The 24,648-nt window shown below is 63.2% G+C and carries 24 protein-coding genes, 1 pseudogene and 1 riboswitch; of the genes and pseudogenes, 14 read left to right on the top strand and 11 right to left on the bottom strand.

Annotated features, from left to right (window positions below; genetic code table 11):
• The coding region (locus tag X726_RS159625; RefSeq protein ID WP_023668895.1) for a S8 family serine peptidase at positions 1–1,005 on the top strand (1,005 nt) is incomplete at its 5' end.
• 25 nt (positions 1,006–1,030) lie between these two features.
• On the opposite strand, the gene X726_RS159630 is transcribed toward X726_RS159625, so the two are convergent.
• Positions 1,031–2,377 (bottom strand): FAD-binding oxidoreductase, encoded by a 1,347-nt coding sequence (locus X726_RS159630; RefSeq protein WP_023668894.1) that lies wholly within the window; start codon positions 2,375–2,377, stop codon positions 1,031–1,033.
• 166 nt (positions 2,378–2,543) lie between these two features.
• Positions 2,544–3,566: a substrate-binding domain-containing protein gene (locus X726_RS159635; protein ID WP_023668893.1), complete on the bottom strand. Its 1,023-nt coding sequence runs from the start codon at positions 3,564–3,566 to the stop codon at positions 2,544–2,546.
• A gap of 364 nt (positions 3,567–3,930) precedes the next feature.
• On the opposite strand from X726_RS159635, the gene X726_RS159640 reads away from it, so the two are divergent.
• The 5 genes from X726_RS159640 (at position 3,931) to ugpC (ending at position 10,540) form a co-directional block, all read left to right on the top strand.
• Entirely contained in the window at positions 3,931–5,286 is a 1,356-nt protein-coding gene (locus X726_RS159640) for an ABC transporter substrate-binding protein (protein WP_023668892.1), read from the top strand.
• Positions 5,287–5,521: 235 nt separating this feature from the next.
• Complete coding sequence (locus X726_RS159645) at positions 5,522–6,535, top strand: sugar ABC transporter permease (RefSeq protein WP_023668891.1); 1,014 nt, start codon at positions 5,522–5,524, stop codon at positions 6,533–6,535.
• A 1-nt stretch (position 6,536) separates the two neighbouring features.
• Complete coding sequence (locus tag X726_RS159650; RefSeq protein ID WP_023668890.1) at positions 6,537–7,691, top strand: carbohydrate ABC transporter permease; 1,155 nt, start codon at positions 6,537–6,539, stop codon at positions 7,689–7,691.
• Positions 7,692–7,696: 5 nt separating this feature from the next.
• On the top strand, positions 7,697–9,361 hold the full coding sequence (locus X726_RS159655; RefSeq protein WP_031205894.1) for an alpha-glucosidase family protein: 1,665 nt from the start codon (positions 7,697–7,699) through the stop codon (positions 9,359–9,361).
• A 66-nt stretch (positions 9,362–9,427) separates the two neighbouring features.
• Positions 9,428–10,540, top strand: a complete 1,113-nt coding sequence (ugpC, locus tag X726_RS159660) for a sn-glycerol-3-phosphate ABC transporter ATP-binding protein UgpC (protein ID WP_023668888.1) — start codon at positions 9,428–9,430, stop codon at positions 10,538–10,540.
• Positions 10,541–10,613: 73 nt separating this feature from the next.
• Here ugpC and X726_RS159665 read toward each other — a convergent pair whose 3' ends face one another.
• The 3 genes from X726_RS159665 to X726_RS159675 all read right to left on the bottom strand — a co-directional run bounded on the left by X726_RS159665 (position 10,614) and on the right by X726_RS159675 (position 11,394).
• Positions 10,614–10,847 carry a DUF680 domain-containing protein gene (locus X726_RS159665; protein WP_023668887.1) on the bottom strand — a complete coding sequence of 78 codons (234 nt, stop codon included), beginning with the start codon at positions 10,845–10,847 and terminating at the stop codon, positions 10,614–10,616.
• Between the two features lie 71 nt (positions 10,848–10,918).
• Positions 10,919–11,122 carry a DUF680 domain-containing protein gene (locus X726_RS159670; RefSeq protein WP_023668886.1) on the bottom strand — a complete coding sequence of 68 codons (204 nt, stop codon included), beginning with the start codon at positions 11,120–11,122 and terminating at the stop codon, positions 10,919–10,921.
• Positions 11,123–11,187: 65 nt separating this feature from the next.
• A complete protein-coding gene (locus X726_RS159675) occupies positions 11,188–11,394 on the bottom strand; it encodes a DUF680 domain-containing protein (protein WP_023668885.1) in 207 nt (68 codons plus the stop codon).
• A gap of 499 nt (positions 11,395–11,893) precedes the next feature.
• A riboswitch (cobalamin riboswitch) is annotated at positions 11,894–12,096 on the top strand.
• 116 nt (positions 12,097–12,212) lie between these two features.
• Here X726_RS159675 and X726_RS159680 point away from each other — a divergent pair.
• The 8 genes from X726_RS159680 to X726_RS159715 all read left to right on the top strand — a co-directional run bounded on the left by X726_RS159680 (position 12,213) and on the right by X726_RS159715 (position 20,056).
• Positions 12,213–13,460: an aromatic ring-hydroxylating dioxygenase subunit alpha gene (locus X726_RS159680; protein ID WP_023668884.1), complete on the top strand. Its 1,248-nt coding sequence runs from the start codon at positions 12,213–12,215 to the stop codon at positions 13,458–13,460.
• Between the two features lie 37 nt (positions 13,461–13,497).
• On the top strand, positions 13,498–14,598 hold the full coding sequence (locus X726_RS159685; RefSeq protein ID WP_023668883.1) for a hybrid-cluster NAD(P)-dependent oxidoreductase: 1,101 nt from the start codon (positions 13,498–13,500) through the stop codon (positions 14,596–14,598).
• Positions 14,599–14,760: 162 nt separating this feature from the next.
• Positions 14,761–15,183 (top strand): PqqD family protein, encoded by a 423-nt coding sequence (locus X726_RS159690; RefSeq protein ID WP_023668882.1) that lies wholly within the window; start codon positions 14,761–14,763, stop codon positions 15,181–15,183.
• Positions 15,184–15,334: 151 nt separating this feature from the next.
• Positions 15,335–16,384 carry a hypothetical protein gene (locus X726_RS159695; RefSeq protein ID WP_023668881.1) on the top strand — a complete coding sequence of 350 codons (1,050 nt, stop codon included), beginning with the start codon at positions 15,335–15,337 and terminating at the stop codon, positions 16,382–16,384.
• A complete protein-coding gene (locus X726_RS159700) occupies positions 16,381–17,124 on the top strand; it encodes a glycosyltransferase family A protein (protein WP_023668880.1) in 744 nt (247 codons plus the stop codon). The genes X726_RS159695 and X726_RS159700 overlap by 4 nt, the downstream gene beginning before the upstream one ends.
• Positions 17,125–17,157: 33 nt before the next feature.
• On the top strand, positions 17,158–17,910 hold the full coding sequence (locus tag X726_RS159705) for a glycosyltransferase (protein ID WP_023668879.1): 753 nt from the start codon (positions 17,158–17,160) through the stop codon (positions 17,908–17,910).
• Complete coding sequence (locus tag X726_RS159710; RefSeq protein ID WP_245261368.1) at positions 17,895–18,587, top strand: glycosyltransferase family A protein; 693 nt, start codon at positions 17,895–17,897, stop codon at positions 18,585–18,587. The genes X726_RS159705 and X726_RS159710 overlap by 16 nt, the downstream gene beginning before the upstream one ends.
• Positions 18,587–20,056 carry a nucleotidyltransferase family protein gene (locus tag X726_RS159715; protein WP_023668877.1) on the top strand — a complete coding sequence of 490 codons (1,470 nt, stop codon included), beginning with the start codon at positions 18,587–18,589 and terminating at the stop codon, positions 20,054–20,056. The genes X726_RS159710 and X726_RS159715 overlap by 1 nt, the downstream gene beginning before the upstream one ends.
• A 45-nt stretch (positions 20,057–20,101) precedes the next feature.
• Here the strand turns inward: X726_RS159715 and X726_RS159720 are convergent, their stop codons facing one another.
• The 6 genes and pseudogenes from X726_RS159720 to X726_RS159740 form a co-directional block, all read right to left on the bottom strand.
• Positions 20,102–20,842 (bottom strand): FAD-binding oxidoreductase, encoded by a 741-nt coding sequence (locus X726_RS159720; protein WP_023668876.1) that lies wholly within the window; start codon positions 20,840–20,842, stop codon positions 20,102–20,104.
• The gene (locus X726_RS159725; RefSeq protein WP_023668875.1) at positions 20,839–21,450 is read right to left on the bottom strand and encodes a molybdopterin-dependent oxidoreductase; all 612 of its coding nucleotides are present in this window, start codon (positions 21,448–21,450) and stop codon (positions 20,839–20,841) included. Before X726_RS159725 ends, X726_RS159720 begins: the two co-directional genes overlap by 4 nt.
• A 133-nt stretch (positions 21,451–21,583) precedes the next feature.
• Positions 21,584–21,805: pseudogene (locus X726_RS1000000168635) on the bottom strand (PDZ domain-containing protein); the annotation flags it as partial.
• A 24-nt stretch (positions 21,806–21,829) separates the two neighbouring features.
• The gene (locus tag X726_RS159730) at positions 21,830–22,609 is read right to left on the bottom strand and encodes an MBL fold metallo-hydrolase (protein WP_084630665.1); all 780 of its coding nucleotides are present in this window, start codon (positions 22,607–22,609) and stop codon (positions 21,830–21,832) included.
• Complete coding sequence (locus X726_RS159735) at positions 22,609–23,754, bottom strand: diphosphate--fructose-6-phosphate 1-phosphotransferase (protein WP_023668872.1); 1,146 nt, start codon at positions 23,752–23,754, stop codon at positions 22,609–22,611. The genes X726_RS159730 and X726_RS159735 overlap by 1 nt, the downstream gene beginning before the upstream one ends.
• 99 nt (positions 23,755–23,853) lie before the next feature.
• Entirely contained in the window at positions 23,854–24,621 is a 768-nt protein-coding gene (locus tag X726_RS159740; protein WP_023668871.1) for a L,D-transpeptidase, read from the bottom strand.
• Between the last annotated feature and the right edge of the window lie 27 nt (positions 24,622–24,648).

Genomic DNA, 24,648 nt, shown 5'->3' with positions numbered 1-24,648 from the left:
GGCGATGCCGGCGCCGTCCAGCAGATCGCCGCCTCTTTCGGCCTTGAAGTGCGCTCGCAGCGCCAGTCGCGGCTGCTCGGCACCACGCTGGTGCGCTTCGGCATTCCCGACGGCCGCCCGGTCGGCGCCGTGCTGGCGCAGCTGGCCGCCGATGGCCGCACCCTGCGGCGCGAGCCAAACCATATCTATTCGCTGCAGCAGGCGGCCGGCATCGTCAACTATGCCTTCGAGCGCATTCAGCTCGACAACAAGCAAGCCAGTGGCGAAAACGTGCGCATCGCCGTCATCGACACCGGCATAGACGACACCAATCCGGCGCTGACCGGCGTCATTGCCGACCAGTTCGACGCCATGCCCAACGTGCCGGTCGAAAAGCGTGACCACGGTACCTCGGTCGACGGGCTGATCGCCGGCGTCGGCGCGCTCGAAGGCATGGCGCCCGGCGCCAGGATCTATCACGCCCGCGCCTTCGAGGACGGCAGGTCGACCATGGATGTCATCCTGTCGGCGCTCGACTGGGCGGCGGACCAGAATGTCAGCATCATCAATATGAGTTTCGTCGGCCCCAAGAACGATCTGCTCGCCACCGCCTGCCGCAATGCGCGCGGGCTCGGCATCATCCTGGTCGCTGCTGCCGGCAACAACGGGCCGAAAGCGCCCTATGGCTACCCCGCCGCCTATGACGGCGTGATCGCGGTCACCGCCACCGACGCCAAGGACGGGCTGATGCAGCAGGCCAATCGCGGCGCTTATGTCTTCATCTCGGCGCCCGGCGTCGAGATGGTGGCGCCGAGCGGCGCCGGCTCTGACGTCGTCACCGGCACCTCGTTTGCCGCCGCGATCGTGTCCGGCGCTATCGCCAATTTGATCCACGCTTCACCCGAGCGCTCCGCCGACGACATCGAAAAGGCGCTGGCCGCCACCGCCAGGGATCTCGGTCCGAAGGGACGGGACAATGATTTCGGTTATGGGCTGCTGGATACGAAGGCGGCGGCGAACAAGTAAACCGGGCGAAATTCGCGCCACCAATTCAGAGCGCCGGGCCCAGCCGGACAGGGCTGCCATCATGGAAGCGTGACAGCCGGAAGCGGCTGAGGTCGTGCCCCGTCTGGTTTCCCTGGATCAGGTCGGCAACGACACGGCCTATGCCAGGCCCGATACCGAAGCCGTGACCGCTCATTCCCGTCGCGACGAAAAGACCGCCGACGGCCTGCACATGATCCACGATGGGGACGACGTCCGGCATGGCGTCGATCATGCCGCCCCAGCCTGCCTTCAGGCGAACTGTTTCGAGCTGTGGAAAAAGACGTCCGAAATTGCGTTCTATCGAACGCAGACCGGCTCGTTCAGGGGGCGGGTTCAGCACCCGCATTTTTTCGAAAGGACTGACGGAATCCGGCGCCCAATCGCGCGGCGTCGACCACGCATCAGGGTAACCTGACGGGGCGAACGGAAAGTAGCGCGTCCCGAACGGGTTATCCCTGAGGGCGGGAAGGTATTTGGTGGCGTGCCGGAATGCGTCAGGCCCCAAATAAAGCAAATGGCTGCCGCCCGCGGCGAGCGTATATCCGCCATCCTGCCTGCGCCGGAACGCTATGTGTTCGTCGGCCGCCGCACCGGCATAGACCTCAGGCATGGGCTCCGTTGCGGCTGCGGTTACTCTGACGCTGAGCTGGGGGATGGAGATGCCGTGTCTGCGCAAGAACAGAGATGACCAGGCGCCGCCGGCGACCAGCACGCTGGAGGCCTCGACATACCCCGCCTCGGTCCACACGCCCTTGACCTTGCCGCCTGAGAGTTCGAGGGTTCGCGCTGCGCAATTCTCGACGATTTTGACGCCTTTTCGCACGGCGAGCCGGGCAAGTGCGGGCACCGCCAGCCAAGGCTCCGCGCGCATGTCGGAGGGCGTCGTCATCGCGCTCTTGAATTTGCGCGACATGCCTTTGATGAGTGTCGCGGTTTCGTCTGCATCCAGGAGACGGGTGTCGAGCGCATGGATCGCGGCGATCTTCATGAAGGCTTCGAACCCGGCCATGTCCTTGTCGGTGTTCGCCAGGTAGGTCACACCTGTCTGGGTCAGGCCGATGTCCTCGCCGCATTCCTCAGCCAGTTGCCGCCACAGGCGAATAGCCTCGATGACGATGGGCAGCTCGTCGGCGTCGCGTCCCTGCTTTCGAATCCAGCCCCAGTTTCGGGACGACTGTTCGGCCGCAATGCGCCCTTTTTCCAGCAGCGTCACCGGGATGTTCCGCTGTGCCAGGAAAAGCGCCGTCGTCACACCGATGATGCCGCCACCGACAATGACCACCTCCGACGTTTTCGGCGGTGGGCCAGGATGCCGGATTGGATCCGTTTCGGAGAACGGGAATATGGGCAAGTGGCGCACCCTGAGGACTGGTTGATGGCTCTGGCTTACTGGTTGCCACCCACTCGAAGCCAAATCAAGGACAGGTCCAGGCAGACCGTTGTCCCAACGAAGTCAATCTATCTGCGGGCAACATCCACATGGGTGAACTTGCCCAGCGGAGCAATTGGATTAATCCCTAAACCGGCGCGCCGGCGACCGAGCCTCTCACCACCAGGTCGACAGGCCAGACCTCGCCCCGCGCCCCTTCTTCCAAGCCGGAAATGCGCGCTGCCAGGCGTTTGGCGATGCGGGCGCCGGCGAGGCGGATCGACGAGCGCGTCGTCGACAGCGGCACGGAAAAATTCTCCGGCTTCAGCCATGGAAAGACGTCGTCATGGGCAATCAACGACAGGTCGCCGGGAATGGTCAGGCCAAGGTCGCGCACCGCGCGCACGACGCCGAGCGACATGATCAGGCTGGAGCAGGCGATCGCCGTCGGCCGCTCGCTCTGTTCGAGCAGGCGCCTGGCGGCGCGGTAGCCGTTCTCCTCGGTCATGGTGAGTGAACAGACATGGCGCTCGCCGAGCGTCAGGCCGCTCGCGGCCAGCGCCCTGCGCATGCCGCGCTCGCGGTGGATGGCGAAGGTCTCGCGGTCGTCGCCATTGATCAGCGCCAGCCGCCGGTGGCCGAGCTGAACCAGCAGCCGGGCCGCATCGTGGAAGCCGCCCTCATTGTCAATGTCGGTGAAAGGGTAGTCGAAATCGGAACCCTCGCTGCGGCCATGGACGATGAAGGGAATGCCGAGCGTGTTGACCAGCGCCACCCGCCGGTCGGCCGGGCGCGGCGAGGAGATGTAGACGGCGTCGACCTGTCGGTTGGCGACGATGCGGCGATAGGTGGTTTCCTGGTCGTCGGCATCGGCCGGCGACAGCACCAGGTCGAGCTCGTGCGAGCGGGCATAGTCGCCGAGGCCGGAGAGGAATTCGACGAAATGCGGGTCGATGTCGACGGAGGCGCCCGTCGGCAGGACATAACCGATCATGCCCGTCTTGCCGGTCGCCAGCCGGCGCGCGCTCGGGTTGGGCCGGTAGCCGTGGCGCTTGGCGGCATCCACCACACGCCGGCGGGTTTCCTCGTTGACCTCGGGATAGCCGTTGAGCGCACGGCTTACCGTTGTCTGCGACAGGGCCAGCATATGAGAGAGCTGCTTCAGGTTCACCGGGAGGCCTCCAAGCCTCAAAGCGCTTTTAATTTTGAAGCCACGCGGCGCCACAATGGGCGCGGCCAAGCTGGTCGACCATACGCACTGGTCAGGCCAGTTTGAAGCTTAATACGCTGCTGCACCGCCGTAAAACTATGCTGCAGCGCACTTTACCAAGTCTTCCAGCTCGAAATTAAATCGATTAGCCCACCGCCCTCTTGACTTCCAGCCGATTCAATGGCGAGATCAAAAAGACCAAAGCGCTTTGGAAGACTCTTCGAAAGGTTGCGGTTCCTTTCTGAACGAGTCACAGTCCTGCAGCGTCGGCGGGCGGAATGGAGGTTCCGTCCGGGTGTATGTGTCCACACTGGGAGGAATACCGATGAAGAAGATGCTTCTGCTTGGCGCAGCGTTTGCCACGCTCGCCTTGTCCCTGCCGGCGCAAGCCGAACTGAAGTTCAAGCCCGGGGAAGACAAGCGCTTCAACTGGGCCAATTACGAAGAACTGAAGAAGGTCGATCTCAAGGGCGAGACACTGACTATCTTCGGGCCCTGGCGCGGCGAGGACGAAGGCCTCATCCGCACTGTTCTCGAATATTTTCAGGAAGCCACCGGCGCCGAGATCAAATACTCCTCGTCGGAAAATTACGAACAGCAGATCGTCATCGATACCCAGGCCGGCAGCCCGCCCAATATCGCCGTACTGCCGCAGCCGGGCCTGATCCAGGATCTGGCGTCCAAGGGCCTTTTGACGCCGCTGGGCGACGACACCGCCAAATGGATCAAGGACAATTACGGCGCCGGCCAGTCATGGGTCGATCTCGGCACCTTCAAGGACAAGGACGGCAAGCCGGGCTTCTTCGCCTTTCCCTACAAGGCCGACGTGAAATCGCTGGTCTGGTACTCGCCGGACAATTTCGAGGAAGCCGGCTACAAGGTTCCCAAGACCCAGGAAGAGCTCGCCGATCTCGAGAAGAAGATCATCGCCGACGGCGGCACGCCGTGGTGCATCGGCCTCGGCTCAGGCGGCGCTACCGGCTGGCCGGCGACCGACTGGGTCGAAGACATCATGCTGCGCACCCAGGCGCCCGACGTGTATGACAAGTGGGTAAAGAACGAGATCCCGTTCAACGATCCGGCGGTGGTCAACGCCATCGACATTTTCGGCAAGATCGCGACCGACGACAAGATGGTCGACGGCGGGGCCAAGGCGGTTGCCGCGACCGACTTCCGCGACAGCCCGAAGGGCCTCTTCTCGGTGCCGCCGAAATGCTACCTGCACCATCAGGCATCGTTCATCCCGACCTTCTTCCCGGAAGGCACAAAGGTTGGACAGGACGCCGACTTCTTCTACTTCCCGCCCTATGCATCCAAGCCCGAGCTGGGCACGCCTGTGCTCGGCGCCGGCACGCTGGCCATGATCACCAAGGACTCGAAGGGTGCACGCGCGTTCATCGAATTCCTGAAAATGCCGCTGGCACATGAAATCTGGATGGCCCAGGGCGGCTTCGTCACGCCGCTTAAGTCGGTCAACAAGGATGCCTATGCCAGCGACGCGCTGAAGAAGCAGGGCGATATCCTTGCCAATGCCTCGACCTTCCGCTTCGACGGTTCGGACCTGATGCCGGGCAAGATCGGCGCCGGCGCCTTCTGGACCGGCATGATCGATCTGGTCGGCGGCAAGTCGGCGCAGGATGTCGCCACCGACATCCAGAAGAGCTGGGACGCTATCAAGTAGTCAGCTGGCAAGCAGTCAGCTGGCAAGTAACCACTGCCAAGTAATCAGCCGCTTTGGCGGCAAATTCAGGACTTCCTCCACAGACTGGGTCCGGGCCGCTATGGCCCGGATCCGACCGGCGCCTTACGCCGGACCGATTTGCGTTCGTTCGTTTCAGAATAACTTAAATCGGCGCAGAGCCACATCGCCAGGGCTGTTCAAGGCCCGGCCGATCATGCGCAGGGAAGAGGGACCCATGGCTGCTCAGATCTTATCGGCCATTTTTGTCATCATCATCGGCGTCGGCGGCTGCGTCGCCTATTTCTGGGGCGCCAACAAGCTGGTCGACCTGATATTCCCGTCGCGCGGCGTGGCCGGGGCTGCGGCCATCGACAATCTGCGCCGGCAAGGACTGGTCCGTCCGTGGCTGTTCGTCGGCCCGGCGATGATCATCCTCACCGTCTACCTGATCTATCCGGTGGTGGCGACGCTCTGGCTGTCCTTCCTCGACCGCGGCGGCCAGCATTTTGTCGGCTTCGCCAACTATGAATGGGCGTTCGGCGACCGCGAGTTCCGCAACTCGATCCTGAATAACATCATCTGGCTGGCGGTGGTGCCCGCCGCCTGCACCTTTCTAGGGTTGATAATCGCCGTGCTCACGGACAAGATCTGGTGGGGCACAATCGCCAAGAGCCTGATCTTCCTGCCGCTGGCGATCTCCTTCGTCGGCGCCAGCGTGATCTGGAAATTCATCTACGAATATCGCGGCGAGGGCCAGACGCAGATCGGCCTGCTCAACGCCATCATCCAGTATTTCGGCGGCCAGCCGCAGGTCTGGATATCGCTGCCGTTCTGGAACAATTTCTTCCTGATGATCATCCTGATCTGGATCCAGACCGGCTTTGCCATGGTCATCCTGTCTTCGGCGTTGCGCGGCATCCCCGAAGAGACGCTTGAAGCCGCGGTCATCGACGGCGCCAATCCGTTCCAGATCTTCTGGAAGATCATGGTGCCGCAGATCTGGGGCACCATCGCCGTGGTCTGGACGACGATCACCATCCTGGTGCTGAAAGTGTTCGACATCGTGCTGACCATGACCAACGGCCAATGGAACAGCCAGGTGCTGGCCAATCTGATGTTCGATTGGATGTTCCGCGGCGGCGGCGATTTCGGCCGCGGCGCCACCATCGCCATCATCATCATGATCGCGGTCATCCCGATCATGGTCTGGAACATCCGCCAGGCGAACAAAGAGACGGGAGGACATTGAGATGGCCGTCGCGACCGGAAAGTCCTTTGCCAGCCGCTTCGGCGTCCACATCGCCGTGCTTGTCTTCGTCGCCGTCTGGACCGTGCCGACGCTCGGCATCCTGGTCTCGTCGCTGCGCGACAAGGACCAGATCATCGCCTCGGGCTGGTGGAACTCGTTCTCCAGCTCCAGCCAGACTGAAGCCGGCCGCCTGCCGCCGGCCTCGGCGCAGGTCGAGAAGGACGGCAAGTTCGTGCTTGCCGGCAATATCTTCGGCGACGGTGCTGCGCGCAACATCAGCGCCTTCGGCGTCAAGTCGGCGGCACCGACGCAATATCCGGCCGGCACCACTGCCGATCTCGGCGACGGCGTGACCTTGCAGCTCAATGCCGACGGAACGTTCGTCATGAGTTCGCCCAAGGCTTTCGAAGGCGACCGTGGCCAGCGCGTCTATTACGCCTCGTCGGCGCCACCGAAATTCACCACCGACAATTACAAGACCGTGCTGTTTTCGGAGGGCATCGGCCGCTCGTTCATAAACTCGCTGACCGTCACCATCCCGGCGACGGTCATCCCGATCCTGATCGCCGCCTTCGCCGCCTATGCATTGGCGTGGATGCGTTTTCCCGGCCGCGCCTTGCTGATCGCCACAATCATCGGCCTGCTGGTCGTGCCGCTGCAGATGTCCTTGATCCCGCTTTTGAAGATCTACAACGGCGTCGGCATCTTCTTCGGTGTGCCGTCGAAAACCTATCTCGGCATCTGGCTGGCGCATACCGGCTTCGGCCTGCCCTTCGCCATCTATCTCCTGCGCAGCTATATTGCCGGCCTGCCGCGCGAGATCATGGAATCGGCGCGCATAGATGGCGCCAGCGATTTCGAAATCTTCGTCAAGATCGTGCTGCCGCTGTCCTTCCCGGTGCTGGCGTCCTTTGCAATCTTCCAGTTCCTGTGGGTGTGGAACGATTTGTTGGTGGCAATGGTTTTCCTCGGTACCGAAGGGGACCAGATCGTGCTGACCGCGAAGCTCAACGCGTTGCTCGGCTCGCGCGGCGGCGACTGGGAAATCCTGACGACATCGGCCTTCGTCACCATTATCGTGCCGCTGATCGTGTTCTTCTCGCTGCAGCGCTATTTCGTCCGCGGGCTGCTGGCCGGCTCGGTCAAAGGAGGTTGAGACTTATGCAAGCCGCTTTGAAGGCGACCTCGAAGCCCGATCTCGCCGTCGATCGCGACTGGTGGCGGGGCGCGGTGATCTACCAGATCTATCCGCGCTCCTATCAGGACTCCAATGGCGACGGCATCGGCGACCTCAAGGGCATCATCCGCAGGCTGCCCTACATCGCCTCGCTCGGCGTCGACGCCATCTGGATTTCGCCCTTCTTCAAGTCGCCGATGAAGGATTTCGGCTACGACGTCTCGGACTATTGCGACGTCGACCCGATGTTCGGGACGCTCGCCGATTTCGACGCGCTGGTTGCGGAAGCCCATCACCTCGGCCTCAAGGTGATGATCGACGAGGTGCTGTCGCACACCGCCGACAACCATCCATGGTTCAAGGAGAGCCGCGCCAGCCGTAGCAATCCCAAGGCCGATTGGTATGTCTGGGCCGACGCCAGGCCGGACGGCACGCCGCCCAACAACTGGCTGTCGATCTTCGGCGGCTCGGCCTGGCAGTGGGACACCAGCCGCCAGCAATATTATCTGCATAATTTCCTGTCCGAGCAGCCGGACCTCAACTTCCACAATCGGGAAGTCCAGGACGCGCTGCTCGACGTCACCCGCTTCTGGCTGGAGCGCGGCGTCGACGGCTTCCGCCTCGACACCATCAATTTCTACTTCCACAGCCAGGGGCTGGAGAACAATCCGCCGCTGCCGCCCGAAGAGCGCAACGACCAGACAGCACCTGCGGTCAATCCCTACAACTACCAGGACCATATCTACGACAAGAGCCGGCCGGAAAACCTTGCCTTCCTCGAACGGTTCCGGGCGCTGCTCGACGAATATCCGGCGGCCGCCGCGGTCGGCGAAGTCGGCGATTCGCAGCGTGGGCTGGAAGTGGTCGCCGCCTACACCGCCGGCGGCAAACGCGTCCACATGTGCTATTCCTTCGATTTCCTGGCGCCGGAAAAGATCAGCGCCGCCAAGGTGCGCCAGGTGCTGGAAGCCTTCGGCAAGGTCGCCAGCGACGGCTGGTCGTGCTGGGCCTTTTCCAACCACGACGTGATGCGTCCGGCCTCGCGCTGGGCCGCCGACGAGGCCGACCCGGCCGCCTATCTGAAGGTTATCTCGGCGCTGCTGATGTCGCTGCGCGGTTCGGTCTGCCTCTATCAGGGAGAGGAGCTTGGGCTGGGCGAAGCCGAGTTGCAGTTCGAGGATCTGCAGGACCCCTACGGCATTCGCTTCTGGCCCGAATTCAAGGGCCGCGACGGCTGCCGCACGCCGATGGTGTGGGATGCAACCGCCAGCAATGCCGGCTTTTCGACGGCCAAGCCCTGGCTGCCGGTGCCGGGCAAGCACTTGTCGCAAGCGGTCAATGTTCAGCAGGGCGACGCGGCCTCGCTGCTCGAGCACTACCGGCGCTTTCTCGGTTTCCGCCGCCAGCATCCGGCCCTGGCCAAAGGCGACATCGAGTTCATCGAAAGCGAGGGCGACACCGTCGCCTTCACCCGCCGTGAGGGCAATGAGCAGATCGTCTGCGTCTTCAATCTGGCCAGCAAGCCGGCCGAGGTCGATCTCGGTGGTCAGGCGCTGCTGCCATTGGCCGGGCACGGTTTTTCGGGACAATCCGGCACAGGTTCCATCCGCCTCGGCGGCTACGGCGCCTGGTTCGGGCGCATCGACTGAGTTTTTGACGAAACTGGATTTTTTGAGGAAATCCAGGTTCTCTAGGGAAATCACTGGGAGGAAATTATGGCCGATGTCACGCTGAGACAGGTGAAGAAATCATACGGCAATCTGCACATTCTCCACGGCATCGACCTCGACATAAAGTCGGGCGAGTTCATCGTCTTCGTCGGCCCGTCGGGTTGCGGCAAGTCGACCTTGCTGCGGTCCATCGCCGGGCTTGAGGAGATCACCTCCGGCGAGCTGAAGATCGCCGGCGAGGTGGTGAACGACGTGCCGCCTTCCAAGCGCGGCATTGCCATGGTGTTCCAGTCCTATGCGCTCTATCCGCACATGACCGTCTACGACAACATGGCCTTCTCGATGAAGATCGGCAAGGAAAGCAAGGCCGAGATCGACAAGCGGGTGCGGCAGGCCGCCGAAATCCTGCAGCTGACCAAATATCTCGACCGCCTGCCCAAGGCGATGTCGGGCGGCCAGCGCCAGCGTGTCGCCATCGGTCGCGCCATCGTGCGCAATCCGAAAGTGTTCCTGTTCGACGAGCCGCTGTCGAATCTCGACGCGGCGCTGCGCGTCGCGACCCGCATCGAGATCGCCAAGCTCAAGGAATCGATGCCTGCCACGACCATGATCTACGTCACCCACGATCAGGTCGAAGCGATGACGCTCGCCGACCGCATCGTCGTGCTGAAGGATGGCCATATCGAGCAGGTCGGCACGCCGATGGACCTCTACAAGAAGCCCGGCAATCTGTTCGTTGCCCAGTTCATCGGCTCGCCGGCCATGAACATCCTGCCGGCGACAATCGACAGGACGGGCAACCCGACAATCGTCAGCCATGTCGGCGGCCGCAAGGCAACGGTGCCGATCGCAACGCCGGCGTCAGCAAAGGGTGCGGCAGTCAGCTTCGGCGTGCGGCCGGAGGATCTGTCGGCCGCCACCGGCGCGGAATATCTTTTCGAGGGCGTGGTAGACTATGTCGAGCAACTCGGCGAGGTGCAGCTTGTCTATGTCGATATCGGCCGCGCTGACCTGCCGTTGGTGACCAAGCTGCCCGGCAATGTCGAGGTCAAGCGCGGGGCAAAGCTGCGACTGACCGCGGATGCCGGGGACCTGCACATCTTCGACGCCGATGGGCACTCCTTCTCGCTCAAGCCGGTGGAAGTGAAGGCGGCTTGAGATAGCTGCGTCGTACAGGCATGAAAAAAGAGCGGCGGGCCAGGCCCGCCGCTCTTTTTTTAAGCTTCGGCTGTTAGTTGTTGCCGAACCGATCCCTGTCGCTGCTCTGAGGAACGAACTTCTGTTGGTCGTTCGACGAGTTCAGCAGCTTGTAGACCGCCGAGTTGGTGCCGGTCGACGAAGTGCGGGTGGTGTCGACGGCAGCGGCCGGCTGGTTGGCGCCATTGGAGCCATAATTGTCGCTGCCGGCAAAGGCAGCGCTCGAAATAGCCAGAACGGCTGCGGTGGCAAGAACGATCTTCTTCATTTTAGTCTCCTGAATTTTTCTGATGCCGCCAGCTGCAGCGGATAAGCCCGCCACGTGCTGGAAACCGGCTTTTAGCGGCCGAAAAGGTTACGGTCGGCACCGTGGGCAGGCGCCTGCTCGGCTGGAGCCGACTTCTCAACCGAAGCCGTATGGCCACTATCGGTCGACGTAATCGCAGGCTGGTTGGCGCCGTTCGAACCGTAGTTGTCGCTGCCGGCGAAAGCGCTGCCGGAGATAGCCAAAACGGCGGCGGCAGCAAGGATGATCTTTTTCATTTCAATACTCCTGAATTTTTTGGGATCCCGAGAGCGACGGGTTAGCCGCCCTTCTTTGGTCGGGATCAGCGATTGCCGTAGAGGTCGCGGTCGGCGCCCTGAACGACAGGCTGCTTGTCAGCGTGCGCCGGCTTCTGAATGGAAGCCGTATACGAGCTGTCGACCGAGACGGCTGGCTGGTTCGCACCATTGGAACCGTAATTGTCGCTACCGGCGAAGGCGCTGCCGGTGATCGCCAAAACGGCTGCGGCAGTGAGGATGATCTTTTTCATTTTTAGTACTCCAGTTTGTCTGTCCGTCTAGCGGCGTGTCTTGGGAGGAATTCGCGTCGTTCGGACAGCCCCGATGTGGGAAAGCCATAGGCTGGTTTCCAATCACGAAGTTGTTCCGTGTGGACCACGGTCCTGCACCTTGAAATTGTGCCAGGAAGTTCCTCTATGGTCATTTATCGCATTGTTTTCAGTTGCTTATGTCGAACCGAGTGGTTCGCTCCGGTGTCGGTTTCCGGGCCGTCGTTCACACCGTCCTGCACGCATTGTCAACAGAAACGAACCGTTCGGTTCGATTAGAGATTGCTAATAGTAACTTTTCGATACCGTTGAGCCCTTTTTGCCCCCGATCGGAACTGGATCCGCAGCGATTCGAAACGGCGATGATAGCGCCGCAAGACAGGATCTCAGCCCTTCGGTGGTCGGCGGGGCGTATGCCGCGCGTGTCGCGCCGCATGGATATGATGTCGCTTTCATGCCGACGTCGCGATCGCTGCCGTGATTAGATGATCGCACCTCAGGTGCCGCTTCGTGACGACGCAGCGGAGAATTGGGAAGCCGGTCAGAATCCGGCGCTGCCCCCGCAACGGTGGTGGAGTTGAAGTCGCAACGGGAGACCACTGGGCAGCAGCCTGGGAAGGTGTCGCGATGGTCCGCAAGGACAACTCCAGAGCCCGGAAACCAGCCCGAGATGCATAGACTCGACTGATCGCGGTGGGCGGTCAAGAGGTGGATAGTGCATGTCCGGCGCCGCGCCGGCCTGCGTCCGATCCTTCCTCCATCACCACCAAGTTCAGTCCTTAAACCACGAGGACAGAACTATGGATACGCGCAACGACATGCTGAGGCTCCTGAACGGCCGCAAGCAAGGCTTTTCGCTGGAACAGCCCTTCTACACCGACCCGGACTATTTCAAGCTCGACATGGAGCTTATCTGGTATCGCGACTGGCTGTTCATCGGCCATGATTGCGAACTGCCGAAGCCCGGCAGCTATATCACCGTGCAGATCGGCGATTATCCGGTGGTGCTGGTCCGCGACCAGAAGGGCAACATCAACGCCTTTCACAATTCCTGCCGCCATCGCGGCAGCCGTGTCTGCAACACTGAGAAGGGCATGGCGGCAAAGCTTGTCTGCCCCTATCACCAGTGGACCTACGAGCTTGACGGCCGGCTGCTGTTTGCCCGCCAGATGGCCGACGGTTTCGACAAGAGCCAGTTCGGCCTGAAGCCCGTCGCCTGCGAGAGCGTCGGCGGCTACATCTTCATCTGCCTGGCAAAAGAACCTGCCGACTTTGCCCCGATGCGCGCCATGATAGAGCCCTACCTCAAGCCGCACCGGCTGAATGAAGCCAAGGTCGCCTTCGAGAGCACCATCATCGAGAAGGGCAACTGGAAGCTGGTCTGGGAAAACAACCGCGAATGCTATCACTGCGCCGGCAATCATCCAGAGCTGTGCAAGACATTCCCCGAAGCGCCGACGGTGACCGGCGTGCAGGGCGCCGACAGCGATCCGGAGATGCTGGCGCACTGGGCGAAATGCGAGGCGGCGGGCCTGCCGAGCAAGTTCCGCATCGATCCGGCCGGGCAATACCGCGCCACCCGCGCGCCGCTGCTGCGCGATGCCGTCAGCTACACGATGTCCGGAAAGCGCGCGGTGACGAAGAACCTGTCCGACACTGTTGCCGCCGACCGCATCGGCACCTTGATGCACTACCACTATCCGACGACCTGGAACCACATACTGATCGACCATGCGGTCACCTTCCGGGTGCTGCCGATCAGCGCCACCGAAACCGCGGTGACGACCAAGTGGCTGGTGCACAAGGATGCGGTCGAGGGGGTCGACTACAACCTTGAGGAGCTCACCCATGTCTGGACCGAGACCAACGACCAGGACCGCCGCATCGTCGAGGAAAACGCCTTTGGCATCCTGTCTCCGGCCTATGAGCCCGGCCCCTATTCGGAGCTGCACGAGGGCGGCGTGATCCAGTTCGTCGAATGGTACGCGGCCTTCATCGGCCCGCGCCTTGCCGAAGGCGGCCGGCCGGCGCTACGCAGCGTCGCGTGAGCTGGAGCAGGCGAAGAGGGACCAGAGGATGAATGCGATGACGGATCTTGGGCTCTATCGCCATCTTGACCAGATGGCGCCGTGGAACGATAGGCTGCAGGTGCTGGAAGTGATCGGCGTCAGCGACGAGGCGCCCGACGTCAAGACCTTCACCTTCCGCTCCGACAACCAGACCTGGTTCCGCTACAAGCCGGGCCAGTTCCTGACGCTGGAACTGCCGACACCGGACGGGCCGCTGATGCGCACCTACACGCTGTCGTCGTCGCCATCGCGGCCGTTTTCGATCGCGGTGACGATCAAGGCGCAGGCCGGCAGCATCGGCACGCGCTGGATGTTCGACCATCTGGTGCCCGGTTCGCATGTCAAGGCCTACGGACCGGCCGGCGACTTCTCGTTGCACAGCCACCCGGCGGCCAAATACCTGTTCATTTCCGCCGGCTCCGGCGTGACGCCGATGATCTCGATGCTGCGCTGGCTGAACGACTGCGCGCCATGGACCGATGTCGGTTTCGTCAACTGCGCGCGGCGTGCCGAAGAGATCATCTTCCGCAAGGAACTCGAACTGCTCGGCGGCCATATGCCCGGCCTGTCGCTCGGCTTCATGATCGAGGAACGTTCCAGCCGCGAAGGCTGGTACGGCCATATGGGCCGCATCGATGCGATCCGGCTGCCCTTGCTGGCTCCGGACTTCCGCGAGCGCGAAATCTTCTGCTGCGGCCCCGATCCGTTCATGCGCGCCGTGCGCGGCATGCTGGATGCCGCCGGCTTCGACTTGACGAAATACCATCAGGAGAGCTTTGCCGCGCCTGTGGTGGAGGAAATTCCGGCGCCGTTTGCCTCCCCGGTCGAGGACGGCATCGCTGCACCTGTCGAAGCCGTGACGCCGATCCGCTTCTCGCTTTCGGAGGTCGACGCCGGCTGCGTCGCCGGCCAGACCGTGCTGCAGACCGCGCGCAGCTCGGGCGTGCGGATTCCCGCCGCCTGCGAGTTCGGCCTGTGCGGCACCTGCAAGGTGAAGAAGGTCTCCGGCGAAGTCGAGATGAGCCACAATGGCGGCATCCTCGACCACGAGATCGATGACGGTTTTATCCTTGCCTGCTGCTCGAAACCATTGTCGGCGCTCGAAATCGAGGCTTGAGCCGGTCGACTTCGCCGCAACGGTCGCCGACGCAGGCGTTGTGTTCGCGGGTCTTTGTCTTGCCAAGCATAGGCCGAGTGATTTAGACGCACTTAGGAAGGGCTGGGCAGACCGTGAAACCGGCGCATCCCTTCATGGGCGCATGGAACGGGGGACAGAGCGATGCAACAGCGGGTCTACGCGGTCGCAAGCAAGGACATCGTTTTCGAATCATTCGATGGCGAAGCCGTCGTTCTCGATCTTTCGAACGGTAAGTATTTTGGCTTTTCCGATTCCGGCAGCCGGGTCTGGCAGGCTTTGTCGTCCGGCGTCGCCACTGAAGCGCTGGTCGGAGCTGCCGCGGGCGCCGCAAAAATAAGCCTAGCCGACCTCGAAAGCTTCGTTGCCCGACTGCTCGATTTCGGGTTGCTTGCGCCAGCCGAAACACCGGCACAACCGCTTTCGGGCGAGCTGTCGGCTGCGCTTGCTGCCAGCAATGAGCCGCTCAAGGTCGATGTCCATGACGACCTTGCCGATCTCATCATTGTCGACCCGATCCATGAGGTCGAGGAACCTCTCGGCTGGCCGGCGGTGAAACAGGCATAATCGTTTCCCTAAAGCGCGTCGCGTTTGAACGGACTCAGGCGACGCGCTTAGATCTTTGATTTTATGCATGTCGTCGTCTCAAAACCGGGGCCACCCCGAGCGACATGCATCAGGCGACCCGGCGCAATTCTGGACGCTGAACAACCAACACATGCCTTTGATCACGCTGCAAACCCTGCCGGATTATGCCCGCCATGTGCTGGCGGCCGCGGAAAGCGCCGCCGCATTCTATCCCGTTACCGCCAGCGTGCGGTTGCCGGGGCTGGACCTGAGTGTCCATCTCGACCATGGCACGCTGGCAGATACCATCGGCCATGCCTTCATACCGGCTCCGGGCAATCCGTCTGCATCTGACGGCTGCCGCATTTTCGTCGCCCACCGGGGCATCGATGGCGTCCCCGCCCCGGCCACCTGGGGCCGAGGCGATTACAACCATCATGCCTTTGCCAACCGGCTGGAAGAGGCCGGATTGCGCGGCAGCTACTATCATGACCTCGACTTCTGGCAGTTCCATGATCCGCAACGCCATGTCGGGGCGCAGCTGATGATGTCGGCCGACGCCTTTCCGCCATGGGAACAAGGGGCGCCGCTACGCGCCTTCCTGCATTGGGAATATGCGGCGCGCGGCATGCGGCTCACCCATGCCGGCACGCTGGGCATCGATGGCAAGGGCGTGTTGCTGGCGGGCTCCGGCGGTGCCGGCAAATCGGGAACGGTCGTCGCCGGCCTGCTCAATGGGCTCGATAGCGTCGGCGACGACTATGTGCTGATCGACCGGACCGAGGGGGTGACGGCCTATCCGCTGTTTGCCACGCTCAAGCAGGATCCGGAGGGCTTCAAGCGGCTGAAGCTGGAGGGTCGGCTAAAGTCGTACCAACCGCTGAACTGGCAAGGCAAGCATGCCTTTCGCATCGACGAGATCGCGCCTCGACCACCTCCTGCAAGTCTGGACATTATTGCTTTGATAGTGCCCCATATCAGGGGAGGTGCGAGAAGCTCGGTCATGCCCATATCGCGCAAGGATGCCATGATCGCCTTGGCCCCGTCAGGAATCGTGCAGATGCCGGGCGAGCGGGAAGCGGGCTTTCGCTTTTTCAGCGAGCTTACCCGCGATCTGCCATGCTACCGGCTGTCGCTGGGGACCGAGCCGCGCGAGATCGCCGGCACGATTGCGGATTTCGTCCTTCGGGGCGCTGCATGAAGTTGAGCATCATTGTGCCGGTGTACAATCGGGAGATCTATGTCGTTTCGACGTTGCGGTCCCTGCTCAGGCAACGCGACGATGCCGATCTCGATATCATCGTTGTCGACGACGGCTCGACGGACAGCTCCGTTGAAGCCGTCCGCGCCATCATGCGGGAAGCGTCGTGCATCCGCCTGTTCCAGCAGGCAAACCAGGGCGTGGCCAACGCGCGCAACACAGGGCTGAGGCAGTTGCTGCCGCAAACCGAACTGGTGTCGTTCCTGGATTCGGACGACGTCTCGCCGGCTGGACGATTCAAGGCTGGCCTACCCCTGTTCGCGGCCGACCCTGCGCTCGAGCTGACCTACTCGCTGATGACGCGCGTCGATCTCATGGACGACGAAACCCTGCAGCCGGCACGGGGCGGCGCAGGTCCCACCGTGCGCGGCGTCAGCCTTAGCGCCGGGATACTCCGCAGGGCACTCATCGACCGTACAGGTGCTTTCGACGAGGAGTTCCGGCAGGGCGAAGACGCCGACTATCTGCTGCGCATTTTCGAAACCAGCCCAAAGCACATTTTTCCCGACACCGTCGCGGTATACTACCGGCGCCACCCCGGCAATTTGACCAAGCAAAGGGATGTGGCGGTGCGCGAATATCTGCGTGTGATTCAGAAATCCTTGCGGCGGCGCAAGGCCGATCCGTCGCGGCGCCCGGTCGAGGGGCTTTTCGAGATCAAGCGCCCGGCAGAGTGGTGAAAGAATGAATAGATCACAGCCTGGAATGCGTGCGTGAAGCTGAGCGTGATCATGCCGGTCTACAACCGCGAACGCCATGTCGGCTCGGCGCTGCGCTCGCTGCTGAGGCAGCGCGATGCCGCCGATCTCGACATCATCGTTATCGATGACGGTTCGACCGACAGTTCGGTGGCGGTCGTGCGCTCGCTGATCGCGGAGGCGCCGTGCATTCGCCTTTTCCAGCAGCAGAATGCCGGGGTGACGCGGGCACGCAACGCGGGCTTGCGGCAATTGCTGCCGCAGACCGGGCTGGTATCGTTTCTCGATTCCGACGACATTTCCCCGCCGGGCCGCTTCAAGGCGGATCTGACCTGTTTCGACGCAGACCCCACCCTCGAGCTCACCTATTCGCGCATGACGCTGGTCGACGACATAGATGACGATACGCTGGAGCCGACAGCCGACAGCCACTCGATGACGGTTCGCGGCATTCACCTGTCTCCCGCTATCTTCGTCCGGCGGTTGGTCGAACGCATCGGCAGCTTCGACGAGGATTTCCACCAGGCCGAGGACACCGACTATCTGCTGCGCACTTTCGAAAGCGGTCCGAAATTCACGATGCCCGACACTGTTGCGCTCTATTACCGGCGCCATCCCGGCAACATGACCAGGCAGGCCGATGTTCCTTTTCGCGAATTCATGCGCGCCGTCTACAAGTCGATGAAACGGCGCGAGGCCGACCGCTCCTTGCACCCTGTCGACGGCATCTTCGATTTCAAGGAACTTGCGAATTGGCGTTTCCTGTGATGGCCAGCTACGGCGTCGTCATTCCGGCCTTCAACGCGACCGCCACCATCGCCGAGACGCTGCGATCGGTCGCGGCCCAGACGGTCCAGCCCGACGCCATAATCGTCGTCGATGACGGCTCGACCGACGATACGGTCGCGGTGGTCAATGCGCTGGGCATGCCGGTGCAGGTGTTGCGCCAGGACAATGCCGGACCAGGCAGCGCCACCACCAGGGGCATCGCCGCGCTGGCGACGCCCTTCGTCGCCACGCTCGATGCGGACGATCTGTGGCTGCCGACCAAGATCGAAAGGCAGCTGGAGCATTTCGAGCGGTTTCCCGCGACGGCAGGAGTCTTTGCCCACTGGCGGACGTTTCGCGATGACAAGCCCGATGTGCAACAGGACGTGGCGGTGGCGGGCTGGTCGCGCACGACGATGATGATCCGCCGGGAGGTAGCCGAGGCCGTCGGTCCGATCATCGACCCGCAAGGCGGTCGCGGCGACATGGTCGACTGGATCGCCCGTGTCCGCGAGGCGGGCTTTGCGCTTGCCATGCTCGACGATGTCCTGACCTTGCGCCGCATCCGGCCCGACAGCATGTCCTATGGACGCGACCCCGTGCGCGATCGCGGTTATCTCGAAGTCGTAAGGCTGGCCATGCAAAGGCGAGCAGCGAAAAAGGCGAGCGCCGACTGATGGCCAATGCCATGCGCCGTATCGGCCGTCGGTTTCCGGACTATGGTTGGTCATGGCCCACGGGCGGCCTCGACCAGTTGCTGAAGGCCGCATTGCTCCCCGATGAAGAGGCGGCCGGGGGCTATGCGGCGCGCTGGCTCGACGAGAACGATATCGACCATGCTGCTTTCCGCGAGCATCGGCTGCTGGCCGCGATCTCCGACAGGTTCGGCCGCAAGCTCGCTGGGCATCCGGCCTATCCACGTCTTGTCGGCCTGCAAAAGATGCTGTGGACCAAATCGCGACTGGCTGCGCGCGAAGCCGAGCCGGCGCTACAGGCCATGATCGACGCCGGCTGCGCGGTGATGCTTATCAAAGGCGCCAGCCGCATCGCCGTCAACGCGTCGGCGCAGCGCGGCCGGGTGGCGCATGACATCGACATGCTGGTGCGCTCGCAGGCCATGATTGCCGCCTTCGATGTGCTTAGCGAACGCGACTGGCAGATCGCCACCGGCGTCAGTCCGCAATATCTGCGCACCAGGCTGGCGTCCTTGCGTTCGATGAATTTTTTCAAGGGCAGTTTCGGCGACATCGACCTGCACCAGCTCGCTTATGACGGGTCGCAGCAAAGCGCGGAAGATGATCTGGCGATCTGGCAGCGGGCGCTGTCAGCCGACTTCAATGGCGTCCGCGTGCTTGTTCCCTCTCCGGCCGACCGCATCGCGCTTGCCATCGCACATGGCGGCCTCGATGCCCACACCCACAGCGACTGGCTGGTCGACTGCGCCGTCGCCATCGAGGGCGACGAGGTCGACTGGGACGTGTTCGCCGATATCGTCGCCAGGCGCCACCTGGCCGTAGCCGCGGCGGTGGCGCTGTCCTACCTCAGCCTGGAAATCGGCATTGCAGTGCCGCCGGCTGAACTGGCACGGACGGTTGCGAACGCCGATCACGCCGGCCTGTCGCGCTGGTCCTCGGTGCTGCAGGCCAAGCCGCGCACCGATTTCGGCGGTCTCGTCTGGCTGTCGCGCGGCTTTGCCAAGCAGTTGCGCCTGAAACGCAAGAAGGGCCGACTGCAGCATCCGACGCCTGCTGCCGTCTGGCGCGGCAGGCCGACATTGCGCAAGGCAAGAGCGACGCCGGAACCGTTCGCGCTTTCTCAGGCCCTGCCGCGTCCGGACAGGACTGGAGAGATGATGCTGGACGTCACCGTCAGGATCGTCGTTCCGCCAGTCCGCCGCCGCATCGAGATGGAAATCAATGCCGGCAGCGGTCACGTCGCCCGCTTGCGTTCCATGGTGATCAGCCGCGCCGGCGGCGGACGTGTGCTGCGCTTTCGCGGCAAGGTAACGGTGGACGACACCGGCCGGCCTCTGGTGATCGAGGCACGGCCATCGCGCCAGTTCCGCAACTGGGACAATGAGGCCGAAGTCGCCGCCTATGGCGCGCTGCCGTTCCAATTGCTGTCGGCAAGGTTTTCACCCGCCTGAGAGCGGTTCGCTGTCTCCATGAAACGGTGAACCACTGTGGCCCTCTCAGACGCCATAGCGCTCGGTGCGGATGATTTCCGCTGGTATGCCGGCGTCGATCAGCGCCCGGGCAGCCGCCGAGACGAAGGTGTTCGACCCGCAGACGAAGGCGAGCGCCGGCGGCCGCGGCAGCCGCGTGAGCGCCTGCATGACCATTGCCGTGTCGATGCGCCTCGAATAGTCGGACGGGCGCCGTGCCGCCTCGCGCGTCAGCGTAAGCACCAGCTCGAACCCGTCGCGGCGGTCACCGAGACCGATCAGCTCGTCGCGGAAGATCACCTCGTCCCAGACCCGCACCGAAAACATCAGCGCCACCGGCACCGCCGATTTGCGCAAGGTCCGGTGACGCACCATCGCCATCAGCGGCACGACGCCGGAGCCGCCGCCGACCAGAAGCAGCGGCCCGCCATCCCCATCGGACCAGACGAAATGGCCGCCGAGCGGCCCGCGCAGTTCGATCTCGTCACCGACCGCGGCGACGTCGTGGAAGAAGGGCGAGACTTCACCATCGTCGAGCTTCTCGATCGCCAGCTCGATCGTGGCGCCGCTCTCCGGCGCCGAGGCGATGGAATAGGAGCGGCGCGCCTGGTAGCCGTCAGGCGCAGTCAGCCTGACATCGACATGCTGTCCGGCGCGATAGGCGAATGGCCGTGACAGCGCGAAGAAGAAACTGGTGACGCGTGGCGTGCGCTTTTCGATCCGGGTGATTTTCGCCGTCTGCCAGGGAGATTGCGGCGCTTCGCTCATGGATCGCCGCTATAGCGCTGCTCGCGCCACGGGTCGCCATAGATGTGATAGCCGCGCAATTCCCAGAAGCCCGGCTCGTCGCGCTCGGTGAACTGCAGCCCGTTCAGCCATTTGGCCGATTTCCAGAAATAGAGATGCGGCACCAGGAGCCGCGCCGGGCCGCCATGGTCGGCCGTGATCGGCTTGCCCTCATAAAGCAGCGCCACCATCGCCTTCCCCGCGGTGAGATCCTTAGCCGGCACGTTGGTGGTGTAGCCGTCATAGCCATGCGCCAGCAGGAAGCCGGTCGGCGCTTCGATGCCGGCGTCGGCAAGAATGTCGTCGACCAGCACGCCTTGCCAGGCGGTATCGAACTTGGTCCAGGCGGTAACGCAATGGATGTCGCGCGTCATCTTGGTCAAGGGCAGCACGTTGAACTCGGCCCAGTTCCATTTCTTGATCGGGCGTGGCCCGTGCTTGAGCGTGAACGACCAGTCCTCGGTGCGCACGCGCGGCGTCGGCCCCGCCGACAGCACCGGAAAGCCCTGTTCGAGATACTGACCGGGCGGAATGCGCGCATCGGTCTCCGTCGGAGCCTTTCGACCGGAGGAAAAACCGCGAGTGACCATCGGACCGTCCGTTTTAGCAGGCCATTGCCGGCCTGCCGTAATGTTCTCGAAGATGTCGCAGCGGGCAACAGGAATTTTGGCGACGCCGTGCGGCAGGCCTGTCGGTGGTCCGGCGAGCCTGCCGCATCATGCCTCAGCCGGCGGCGAAGGGTACGGCGATGAAGATTGTTGTGTCGCCCCGGTCGACCAAAAGCAGCACCGACTTCCGGCCCGATCTGCCGGCCTCGGCGATCGCCTGGTTGGCTTGCCGCGCGTTCCGCACCGGCGACCGGTCGACGGCGACGATGAGGTCGCCCGGCTGCAGGCCCGCATTGGCGGCTGCCTTGTCCGGATTGACGCGCTCGACCAGGGCGCCACGCTGGTTCCAATGACAATGTCGTCAGCGGCCTTCGGTGCGCCTGAGATAGGCTGTGGCGATCTCGCGCATCCGGTTGCCGTCGAAGCTCGGCCCATGGCCGCCATGGCCGAGACGGACAGGCAGATCGAGGAGCCGCTGCATGGTACGGCGATAATCCGGCCGGGAGGAATCCGGCAGGTCGTCGATCAGCGTGGAATCGTAGATGGCGTCGCCGGCAAAGAACAGGCCGTCCGCCTCGTCGAACAAAGCGATCGAATCCGGCGAATGTCCGGGCAGATGCAGGACGCGGAACTGCCGGTCGCCGAGGTCGACGATGTTGCCCTCGTCCAGCGTGCGCGTCAGCAGCGCCGGCGGGATCTTGTAGTCGGCCGCCGTCCAGCCCGGCGCCGGCAATTTCGAAACGGCGCCGTCGAGATTGCAAAACATGTAGGCGTAGGTCACCTGATCATTCATGGTCTCGAAATGCTCGGCACTGTGCCGCGGCCCGGCGCGCAGCGGAAACTCGTGCAGCGAGCCGACATGGTCGAGATGGATGTGGGTGGCGACAACGATGAGCGGCTTGCCCTCGGGCGTGTCGATCTCAGGCGCCAGCGGGCAGATGCCCATGCCGGTGTCGACCAGCAGGTCGGCGTCGCGTCCCCTGAAATGCCAGATGTTGGCGCGCACGAAATCATGCACGAACGGCTCGGTCAGCATCGTCGTGCGGTCGTCGATGATCGTCTTGCCGAACCAGTCGCCGACAACGCGCTCGCCGACAACGCGCTCGCCACCAAAACGGGCGCCGTCAAAACGGCCGCCCATCAGACGAAGGGCTTTCCCACCTTGTATTTTTCCGGCACCAGCCGCTTNGACAGCTGGTTGACATCGGGCTTCATGAAATCGTCGGGCATATGGCGCGTCTTGCCGGCGACGTTCTTCAGCGGCACCTTCTTCAGCACGGTTTTGGAGCCGTCATATTGCAGCGCCACCGAGCCACCGCCTTCGCCGGCAACGGCAACCGCGAAGGCGCCGGCGCCGAAAGCCTCCTGCGCGTCGACGGCGCTGATCGCGCCGACATAGCCGCGCGGCATATAGCCAAGCGCATCGACGCGGGCGCGCTTGCCCGGCAGGCCTTCGGCGAGCGCACGTTCCAGAGCTGACGGCAGGTCGCTGCCCGACAGTTTGACGTTGCCATGCGCGTCGCGCTCGAGCTTGTCCGGCGGCACCAGGCTTTCGACCAGCGCCTTGCCGTCGGCGGTGCTGACTCCTTCGGAGACGGCGACGATGCAACGCTTGTGGCGGTCGAGCGTGGCGCGCACGTCGTCGATGAAACCGGCGGCGGAGAACGGCCGTTCCGGCACGTAGACCAGATGCGGGCCGCTGTCGGGATCGAGCTGCCAGGCTGCAGCCGCCGCGGTGAGGAAGCCGGCATGCCGACCCATTACGATGCCGACATAGATGCCGGGCAATGCGCGGAAATCGAGATCGACGGACAGGAAGGCGCCGGCGACGAATTCGGCCGCCGAGATGAAGCCCGGCGTGTGGTCGTTTTCCTCGAGGTCGTTGTCGATGGTTTTTGGCGCATGGACGAAAGCAATGCTGCCGCCGGCGGCGTCGGTCAGAATCTGCTGCGTGCCCGACGTGTCGTTGCCACCGATGTAGATGAAAGCGTCGGCGCCGGCCTTCTTCAACCCGTTGAGGATGACTTCGCAATAAGCAGCGTCGGGCTTGTCGCGTGTCGAGCCGAGCGCGGCACTCGGCGTGCCGGCGATCAGCCGCAGCCGGTCCTCTGGGATGGCGGAGAGGTCGACATAGTTGCCGTCACGAATGCCGCGCACGCCGTGGAGCGAGCCCAGCACCTTGGCGCCGGGATGGCGCTTGCGGACTTCCAGCGTGGCCCCGACAACCGTCTGGTTGATGACGGCGGTCGGGCCGCCGCCCTGTGCGATGACAAACGTTCCAGCCATGCTCGATCTCTCCCGGCGCTGTGGTTTTCAAGGCACCTTGGCCTAGCTTGCCGCATCGCGCAACGGGAGTTTCCAGCGGCGCCAAACCGCCGCACAGGATCAGACGACCACGACCGGGTTCTTCTTGGAAACGCGGCTGTAGAGGTCGATGATATCCTGGTTGATCAGGCGCACGCAGCCCGACGACATCGCCTGGCCGATGCTCGCCCATTCCGGCGAACCGTGTATGCGGTAGCCGGTGTCCTTGCCGTCCTGGTAGATGTAAAGAGCGCGTGCGCCGAGCGGGTTGGTGAGGCCACCGGGCTGGCCGTTTTGCCACTTCACCAGTTCCGGCTTGCGCTGGATCATCTCCGGCGGCGGCGTCCAGGTCGGCCATTCCTTGCCGTACTGGATGTTGGCGCGGCCGGACCAGCGGAAGCCGTCCTTGCCGATGCCGACGCCGTAGCGAATGGCGTCGCCGCCCTCCTGCACCAGATAGAGCTTTCGCTCCTGCAGATGGACGACAATGGTGCCGGGCGCCTCGCCGGTCTCGTTGACGACGATCTGGCGGCGGAACTCCGGCTTGACCTTCTGATAGGGCACCGCCGGCACTTCGAAGCCGCCATCGTTGAGCGAAGCGTACATGACATCGGGGCCGGTGACGTTCTTGTCGACGCTGATCGCCGGACGGATCGGCCGCACCGAGCCGGTGACCGTGTCATCCAGCTGGAATTGCGGCAGCTCGAGCGTCGAAGTGCTGCAGCCGGCCATGCCGAGCAGCGTCATGGCGCCGGCCCCTGACAGGACGAAGCGGCGGGAATAGAGATGTTCGGTCTCGTTTGCGTCGCCATTTGCTGGCGGCGTCACATTCTGCGGCAACTCACGCATGCACCCAAACCCTACGCTGTCGGCGGG

The organism is Mesorhizobium sp. LSJC285A00 (genome assembly GCF_000503155.1).
GTDB lineage: Bacteria > Pseudomonadota > Alphaproteobacteria > Rhizobiales > Rhizobiaceae > Mesorhizobium.
The sequence above is the reverse complement of the archived record's forward strand: the minus strand, read 5'-3'. Positions and strand labels throughout refer to the sequence as shown.

What these genes read in the sequence shown, in the direction of transcription:
- X726_RS159685 (WP_023668883.1), top strand. Translation starts at nt 13,498, where the DNA reads ATGACGGATCTTGGGCTCTATCGCCATCTTGACCAGATGGCGCCGTGG.
- X726_RS159670 (WP_023668886.1), bottom strand. Translation starts at nt 11,122, where the DNA reads ATGAAAAAGATCATCCTTGCTGCCGCCGCCGTTTTGGCTATCTCCGGC.
- X726_RS159695 (WP_023668881.1), top strand. Translation starts at nt 15,335, where the DNA reads ATGCCTTTGATCACGCTGCAAACCCTGCCGGATTATGCCCGCCATGTG.
- X726_RS159680 (WP_023668884.1), top strand. Translation starts at nt 12,213, where the DNA reads ATGGATACGCGCAACGACATGCTGAGGCTCCTGAACGGCCGCAAGCAA.
- X726_RS159655 (WP_031205894.1), top strand. Translation starts at nt 7,697, where the DNA reads ATGCAAGCCGCTTTGAAGGCGACCTCGAAGCCCGATCTCGCCGTCGAT.
- X726_RS159665 (WP_023668887.1), bottom strand. Translation starts at nt 10,847, where the DNA reads ATGAAGAAGATCGTTCTTGCCACCGCAGCCGTTCTGGCTATTTCGAGC.
- X726_RS159640 (WP_023668892.1), top strand. Translation starts at nt 3,931, where the DNA reads ATGAAGAAGATGCTTCTGCTTGGCGCAGCGTTTGCCACGCTCGCCTTG.
- X726_RS159675 (WP_023668885.1), bottom strand. Translation starts at nt 11,394, where the DNA reads ATGAAAAAGATCATCCTCACTGCCGCAGCCGTTTTGGCGATCACCGGC.
- X726_RS159725 (WP_023668875.1), bottom strand. Translation starts at nt 21,450, where the DNA reads ATGGTCACTCGCGGTTTTTCCTCCGGTCGAAAGGCTCCGACGGAGACC.
- X726_RS159715 (WP_023668877.1), top strand. Translation starts at nt 18,587, where the DNA reads ATGGCCAATGCCATGCGCCGTATCGGCCGTCGGTTTCCGGACTATGGT.
- X726_RS159700 (WP_023668880.1), top strand. Translation starts at nt 16,381, where the DNA reads ATGAAGTTGAGCATCATTGTGCCGGTGTACAATCGGGAGATCTATGTC.
- X726_RS159645 (WP_023668891.1), top strand. Translation starts at nt 5,522, where the DNA reads ATGGCTGCTCAGATCTTATCGGCCATTTTTGTCATCATCATCGGCGTC.
- X726_RS159740 (WP_023668871.1), bottom strand. Translation starts at nt 24,621, where the DNA reads ATGCGTGAGTTGCCGCAGAATGTGACGCCGCCAGCAAATGGCGACGCA.
- X726_RS159730 (WP_084630665.1), bottom strand. Translation starts at nt 22,609, where the DNA reads ATGGGCGGCCGTTTTGACGGCGCCCGTTTTGGTGGCGAGCGCGTTGTC.
- X726_RS159690 (WP_023668882.1), top strand. Translation starts at nt 14,761, where the DNA reads ATGCAACAGCGGGTCTACGCGGTCGCAAGCAAGGACATCGTTTTCGAA.
- X726_RS159650 (WP_023668890.1), top strand. Translation starts at nt 6,537, where the DNA reads ATGGCCGTCGCGACCGGAAAGTCCTTTGCCAGCCGCTTCGGCGTCCAC.
- X726_RS159720 (WP_023668876.1), bottom strand. Translation starts at nt 20,842, where the DNA reads ATGAGCGAAGCGCCGCAATCTCCCTGGCAGACGGCGAAAATCACCCGG.
- ugpC (WP_023668888.1), top strand. Translation starts at nt 9,428, where the DNA reads ATGGCCGATGTCACGCTGAGACAGGTGAAGAAATCATACGGCAATCTG.